Source organism: Clostridium lapidicellarium, from assembly GCF_041224415.1.
Lineage (GTDB): Bacteria > Bacillota > Clostridia > Clostridiales > Clostridiaceae > Clostridium_B > Clostridium_B lapidicellarium.
The window spans coordinates 161459-167854 of record NZ_JBGFFE010000003.1; the positions used below are offsets into that span (position 1 = coordinate 161459).

A 6396-nucleotide genomic window follows, 5' to 3' on the forward strand; every position below is an offset into this window, starting at 1 on the left:
AACTTAATGTGTTGTCAATCTTGATAAAGTATCTCCTATGAATTGAATGACATTTACAATAATCAAAAGCACAATTATAGTAGCTACCATGACATCTGTTTGAAAATACTGGTATCCATAACGTATAGCAAAATCACCAAGACCTCCCCCTCCTACAGTACCGGCCATAGCGGACAGACCGATAAGGCTTATAACTGTTATTGTAAGGGAATGAATAATTCCAGGTAATCCTTCGAGGAGCATTACCCTGAATATTATTTCAAAAGGACCTGAACCCATTGACTGTGCTGCTTCAATTACTCCATTATCCACCTCAAGCAGTGACGATTCAATTTGTCTGGCAATGAAAGGCGTACACCCGAATATAAGTGGTACTAAAGCACCTTTTGTGCCTATGGTAGTTCCTGCCAAAAGCCTTGTGAGGGGAATTATGGCCGCAAGAAGGATAATAAATGGTATGGACCTGAAGATATTTACTATCTTGCCAAGTATACTGTTGACAACTTTATTCTCCAATATGCCCCCTTCTCTTGTCACAACCAATGTTATTCCCATTATTGTCCCGACTATTGTCGATATAATTCCCGAAATGGCCACCATGTAAAATGTTTCAAATATTGCTTTTATCATTTCAGGATATAGATTTACTAGATTTGGCGCTATTTTTGCTAGAAATTCACTCATTTTATCACCTCAAAGATTAATTGTTGCCAACTTTCAATTTGACATTGTCCTTTTTTTCATCCAGGTATTCCACCTTTATATTATTTTCTTCTAGATATCTTATCGAGCTGTCTATTCCCTCAGTTGTGCCGTTTAATTCCACAACCAGATTTCCTATGGGAACATTTTGGATAATCTCTATATTTCCAAATAGTATACTGGCGTCTACCTTAAACTTTCGGGAAACTTTTGAAATAAAGGCTTGGGCAGTTCTCTGGCCTGTAAAAGATATTTTAACTATGCTTTCCCCCTCGGTTATCTGTTTTAATTTTCCCAAAGAATTTTCTTTCCTGAGAAAATCATATATTTTGTCATAATGGAACAGAGAAGATATAAATTTTTTAGTTATAGGAGCTTTGGGGTTCGTAAACACATCTATTATATTTCCCTGTTCCACTATTTCACCAGAGTCTATAACAGCCACTCTCTGGCATATTTCTTTTACTACCTCCATCTGGTGAGTTATAACTACTATGGTCAATTTCAATCTATCATTGATACTTTTTAAAAGCTTTAAAATCGATTGAGTTGTCTGCGGATCCAGAGCCGATGTGGCCTCATCACATAAAAGCACTTCTGGATCATTGGCCAGGGACCTTGCAACCCCGACTCTCTGCTTTTGTCCACCGCTTAACTGTGATGGATACATCTTTATCTTGTCACTTAATTCAACCAATTTCAAAAGGTTATTTACCTTTTTTTGTATGTCTTTTTTGCTAAATCCCTTTCCCTTCAGCGGATAGGCTACATTTTCAAATACAGTTCTATTTTTCATCAAATTGAAATTTTGAAATATCATTCCTATTTTTTCTCTACTCTTTCTCAGATCCCTGGAGGATAAATGAGTGAGATTTTTCCCATTTACAATCACCTCTCCGGAAGTTGGTTTTTCCAACAGATTTATACAGCGAATCAAGGTACTCTTTCCTGCCCCACTATATCCTATAATTCCAAAGATCTCACCCGCCTTAACATGCAGGTTGATATTTTTTAAAGCCTGAACCTTACCGGTTTTATTCTTATAAACTTTGTTGATATTCTTTAGCCATATCATTCTTTTCACTCCTTTAGAAACAGTAATTTCATATATCAAGATGCATTTGTATTACCGAATGAATATTACCAATATTTTTAAAATAATAGCTTTTGAATAAAATAATATATCCCCTTCCAAAAGAAGGGGATATATGGAATAAAAAAACCCTCGGAAGGGTTTTTATACCTTTCCTCATCTTTCAGAACAACGTTCTGCTGGATTTAGCACCATCACATAACAGACATATGTGGTTGCTGAAACTTCAACGGGCCAGTCCCTCAGTTTCTCTCGATAAGGATATGTTAAATTTTTGTGACTTACCTTATATGCTAGATTATACAACTTATTTTCATTATGTCAATATCTAATTCAAAATAAATTTTTTTGTTGACAAAATTCATTTAAAGCTCTATTATGATTATTGATAAATTTAATAAAAAATTCTTATCCAGAGAGGTGGAGGGACAGGCCCATTGAAACCTCGGCAACAGACTTTGTTTTAAAAAGATACTGTGCCAATTCCAGCAGGTTTGTTTTTACAAACTTGAAAGATGAGAAGGGAATCATCCATCTCTTCTTTATCTCAAAGAAGATTTTTTTATGTTCAAAAAAGAGGAGGATTATTCATGAAAACAGGATATATCAAGGATTACCAAAAGGATATAATAAATGAAATTGAAAACAAGAGGGATGTCTATATAGATATGAGCCATCAAATACACGACCATCCTGAAATAGGAAATCAGGAAATCTTTTCTTCCGGATTACTTGTAGATACTTTGGAAAAAGAGGGCTTTTTTGTAAAAAAAGCTTTAGCCGGACATCCAACTTCTTTCATAGCGAGAAAAAAATCTCGTAAAGGTCCTGGTACGGTTATTGGACTTCTAGCAGAATATGACGCGCTTCCCAACTTAGGACATGCTTGCGGTCATAATATCATAGCTTCAGCAAGTACAGCTGCAGCTATATCGCTGTCGAAACTTATAGATAAAATTGGTGGAGAAATTGTGGTATTTGGCACTCCTGCCGAAGAAGGCGGTGAAAACGGCAGTGCAAAGGCAAGCTTTGTAAAGCATAATCTATTTGAAGGCGTAGATGCATGCATGATGATTCATCCTTCCAATAACAATTATGGAACAGTTAAATCCCTGGCAAATGATCCAATTCAGTTTGAATTTAAAGGAAAAGCCGCACATGCAGCAGCTTGTCCTGAAAAAGGGATAAATGCCTTAGACGGGGTAATCCAGTTGTTTAATGGAATAAATGCTTTAAGACAGCACGTTACAAGCGACGTGAGAATACACGGCATTATAACCGACGGCGGATCTGCACCAAACATTGTCCCAGACTATGCTAAAGCTAAGTTTTTCATACGTGCCTCCAAACGGAGTAGCTGCAATCAAGTAACAGAAAGAATTAAAAATGTCGCCAGAGGAGCAGCTCTTATCACAGGCGCTAAAGTCAACATAAGCTTTTTTCAAAATAAAATAGACAATTTTCTAGTCAATAATACGTTTGATAAAATATTTGAAGAAAATTTAAACCTGATCGGGGAAAACTTTATAGACGAAATTCCCGAAGGGCTTGCCTCGACAGATGCAGGCAATGTAAGCCATGTAGTTCCCACTATTCATCCACATATAAAAATAGGCAGCAGCAAATTAGCGGCTCACACTCCTCAATTCAGGGAAGCTGCCATATCAAAACAGGGAGACGAAGCTCTTATAATTGGAGCCAAGGCATTGGCATTAACAGGTCTCACTCTTCTTACAGATAAAGGCAGGTTGAATGAAATAAAAGATGAATTTAACAGGCAGCATTCTTAAAAATATTTACAACTTTTACACTTCGGAGATAGATCTGTACAAAAACAAATCTGTCTCCACAATTTATTTTGGCATCAAATTGTTTACCAGGAGTATATAACGCCGTCGCCTCTCCAATCTGTGCCTCCGAATAGAACTCCAGCTTCATTTCTGAATATTATCTGTCCTCTCCCAAATACATCGGTATTAATTTCATAATTTACATAATGACCTTTTTCATATAAACTTTCTGCCAGATATGGTTGAAACTGCTTCTCAAGTTTTACATTTTTCCCCGAAGTCCAGAACCACCTTGGAGAGTCTAATGCAGCTTGAAGATTCAATCCAAAATCAATAATATCCATCAGAACCTGGATATGTCCCTGAGGCTGCATAAATGCCCCCATAACCCCAAAAGGCCCTACCGGTTTATTATCCTTCATCAAAAATCCTGGAATTATGGTATGGTATGGTTTCTTCCCAGGTTCAAGAGAATTTATATGATTGTGATCAAGCGAAAAACTATTTCCTCTATTGTGCAGGGCAATGCCTGTCCCAGGTACAACCAATCCGGAACCGAAACCCATGTAATTGCTCTGTATATAAGAAACCATATTTCCCTCACCATCTGCAGTGGCGATGTAAACAGTTCCTCCATCCATATTTTTGTATATCTTCGGCATAAAAGCAGTTTTCCCTATTTGCTTTCTTCTTTCCTCCGCGTAGGACTCTGACAATAAATCTTCTATATTGTTTTTCATCTTTTTCGCATCTGTGATATACTTTAAAGAATCTTCAAAAGATAATTTTACGGCCTCAATTTGCTTGTGACAAGTATCAGCAGAATCTTTTCCCTCAAATTTAAATCCCTTTAATATGTTAAGTGCCATCAAAACAGTTATTCCCTGAGCATTGGGAGGCATTTCATATACATCATATCCCCTATAATCTGTACTTATAGGTTCTACCCATTCAGGATGAAATTTTTCCAGATCTTCTTTTCTTATATATCCTCCGGTATTTTTTGAAAATTCATCTATTTTTTCCGCCAGTTCACCTCTATAAAAATCTTCTCCCAGTGTCTCGGCTATAATTTTTAAAGTTTTTCCGTGATCCTTTAAGGTCACAATTTCTCCTATTCTCGGTGCCCTTCCTTCAGGTGCAAAAGTTTCAAACCAATATTTAAATTTATCCTCTTTTAGATAGTGTTTAAATTCCCTGTAGGATTTCTCCCAAAGGCGTCCAACAGTTGGAGTTACAGGATAACCTTTTTCCGAATATTCTATGGCAGGTGTCAAGAGATTCTTAAAAGAAAGTTTTCCAAACCTTTTCCACAGTGCCGACCATGCAGCGGGGATTCCGGGGACATTTACAGTTTCCCATCCGAATCTCGGCATCTGTTTATATCCTTTTTTTCTTAATATGTCTATAGATATATTTCTTGGAGACGGGCCGCTGGAATTTAAGCCATAAAGTTTCCCCCTGTAACATACTATTGCAAAAGCATCTCCCCCGATTCCATTGGAAGTCGGTTCACATACAGTGGATGCAGCTGCTGTGGCCACGGCGGCATCCACTGCATTTCCCCCATTTTTTAAAATTTCAAATCCGGCTTCTGCTGCAAAGTTCTGTGAAGTGGCCACCATGCCATTTTTCCCATAGGACATAGCTGTAGACGTTTTATATGGGTTGTATAAATGATTGAATTCCATAATTTCCCCCTCTTAAAAATTTTTTGTCAATTCTGAAAATTATGTTTATATTATAACAATATTTTATTATTTAAGCAATTCGTGATGTTCCCTAAATAACATAAAGGTTTACTATATTTCTTCCCAAGAATATAGCAATGATTGAAGATATTGAAATAAACGGCCCAAAAGGTATATAATCCTTTTTTGATTTTTTACCTGATAAAATTAAAATTAAGCCTACAATTGAACCCAGCATAAAAGACAAAAAGATCGCTGCAAAAGACAATTTAAGCCCTAAGAACAACCCACAAAAAAGACATATTTCCATGTCACCCCATCCCATTCCACCTCTTGTGACAAATATTATAATTGTAAAAAATAGACCGCTTAATATTCCACCATATATAAAACTTTTTATTTCAAGACCCATATGCCAGTACAATAAAATAAACGCAAGTGCAAAAACAATACCTGTAACGATTGTGCTGAAATAAACATCCGTAGTGTTGAAATCTATTACACTCACAACGATTAAAATACCTGTAAACACGGCATATCTAGCAAATTCAATGCTCAATCCAAACTTCACATACAGCATCAGATATAAAAATGCTGTGGCAAATTCTATTATGGGATATCCTGCAGATATTTTTTCACCACAATACCTGCATTTCCCCCTCAGTACAATATAACTTACGATTGGCACCAAGTCAAACCACTTTATTTCCGTACTGCAGTTTGTACAGTGTGAAGACGGATATACAACGGACTCTCCTTTTGGTATCCTATAAATACATACATTTAAAAAGCTTCCAATTACAGTTCCAAAAATAAAAACAGCAACAGCATAATAAATATTCATATATGTTCCCCAATCTGCCATATGACCTAATAATATACATATCTTTTCGCATTATAGACAATTTTTACCGTTAATATTCAAATATATTTATTGATAAATGATATTTTTAAATTTGATCAAAAAGATAGGCTGCTTGAAGCAGTCTATCTTAAGAAATGCCTTATCAAAATATTATTTGCTGTCAGTCTTTGCTTTAACCTCGACATCATCTTCCTGTATCTTGAACTTGCCCGTCTCCTCATTCAACTTCTCTACAATCTTGTTAAGCTCCGATGC

At 36.2% G+C, this 6396-nt stretch carries 5 protein-coding genes and 2 riboswitches; of the genes, 1 reads left to right on the top strand and 4 read right to left on the bottom strand.

Annotation, left to right across the window (positions count from 1 at the left end; all coding sequences use genetic code 11):
• Positions 1-3 precede the first annotated feature (3 nt).
• Both AB8S09_RS04375 and AB8S09_RS04380 read right to left on the bottom strand, forming a co-directional pair.
• Positions 4-684, bottom strand: coding sequence for a methionine ABC transporter permease (locus tag AB8S09_RS04375; protein WP_369868532.1), 681 nt, complete (start codon positions 682-684; stop codon positions 4-6).
• Positions 685-700: 16 nt separating this feature from the next.
• The gene (locus tag AB8S09_RS04380; RefSeq protein ID WP_369868533.1) at positions 701-1777 is read right to left on the bottom strand and encodes a methionine ABC transporter ATP-binding protein; all 1077 of its coding nucleotides are present in this window, start codon (positions 1775-1777) and stop codon (positions 701-703) included.
• 171 nt (positions 1778-1948) lie between these two features.
• A riboswitch (SAM riboswitch) is annotated at positions 1949-2057 on the bottom strand.
• A 143-nt stretch (positions 2058-2200) separates the two neighbouring features.
• Positions 2201-2317, top strand: a riboswitch (SAM riboswitch).
• A 68-nt stretch (positions 2318-2385) separates the two neighbouring features.
• Between AB8S09_RS04380 and AB8S09_RS04385 the strand changes: the two genes are divergently transcribed.
• The gene (locus tag AB8S09_RS04385) at positions 2386-3585 is read left to right on the top strand and encodes a M20 family metallopeptidase (RefSeq protein WP_369868534.1); all 1200 of its coding nucleotides are present in this window, start codon (positions 2386-2388) and stop codon (positions 3583-3585) included.
• An 83-nt stretch (positions 3586-3668) separates the two neighbouring features.
• On the opposite strand, the gene AB8S09_RS04390 is transcribed toward AB8S09_RS04385, so the two are convergent.
• Both AB8S09_RS04390 and AB8S09_RS04395 read right to left on the bottom strand, forming a co-directional pair.
• Positions 3669-5276 carry a gamma-glutamyltransferase family protein gene (locus AB8S09_RS04390; protein WP_369868535.1) on the bottom strand — a complete coding sequence of 536 codons (1608 nt, stop codon included), beginning with the start codon at positions 5274-5276 and terminating at the stop codon, positions 3669-3671.
• Positions 5277-5367: 91 nt separating this feature from the next.
• The gene (locus AB8S09_RS04395; RefSeq protein WP_294182439.1) at positions 5368-6120 is read right to left on the bottom strand and encodes a prepilin peptidase; all 753 of its coding nucleotides are present in this window, start codon (positions 6118-6120) and stop codon (positions 5368-5370) included.
• Between the last annotated feature and the right edge of the window lie 276 nt (positions 6121-6396).

Bases quoted from the DNA above. Each gene is read 5' to 3' on its own strand.
- AB8S09_RS04385 (WP_369868534.1), top strand. From the start codon at position 2,386: ATGAAAACAGGATATATCAAGGATTACCAAAAGGATATAATAAATGAA.
- AB8S09_RS04395 (WP_294182439.1), bottom strand. From the start codon at position 6,120: ATGAATATTTATTATGCTGTTGCTGTTTTTATTTTTGGAACTGTAATT.
- AB8S09_RS04380 (WP_369868533.1), bottom strand. From the start codon at position 1,777: ATGATATGGCTAAAGAATATCAACAAAGTTTATAAGAATAAAACCGGT.
- AB8S09_RS04375 (WP_369868532.1), bottom strand. From the start codon at position 684: ATGAGTGAATTTCTAGCAAAAATAGCGCCAAATCTAGTAAATCTATAT.
- AB8S09_RS04390 (WP_369868535.1), bottom strand. From the start codon at position 5,276: ATGGAATTCAATCATTTATACAACCCATATAAAACGTCTACAGCTATG.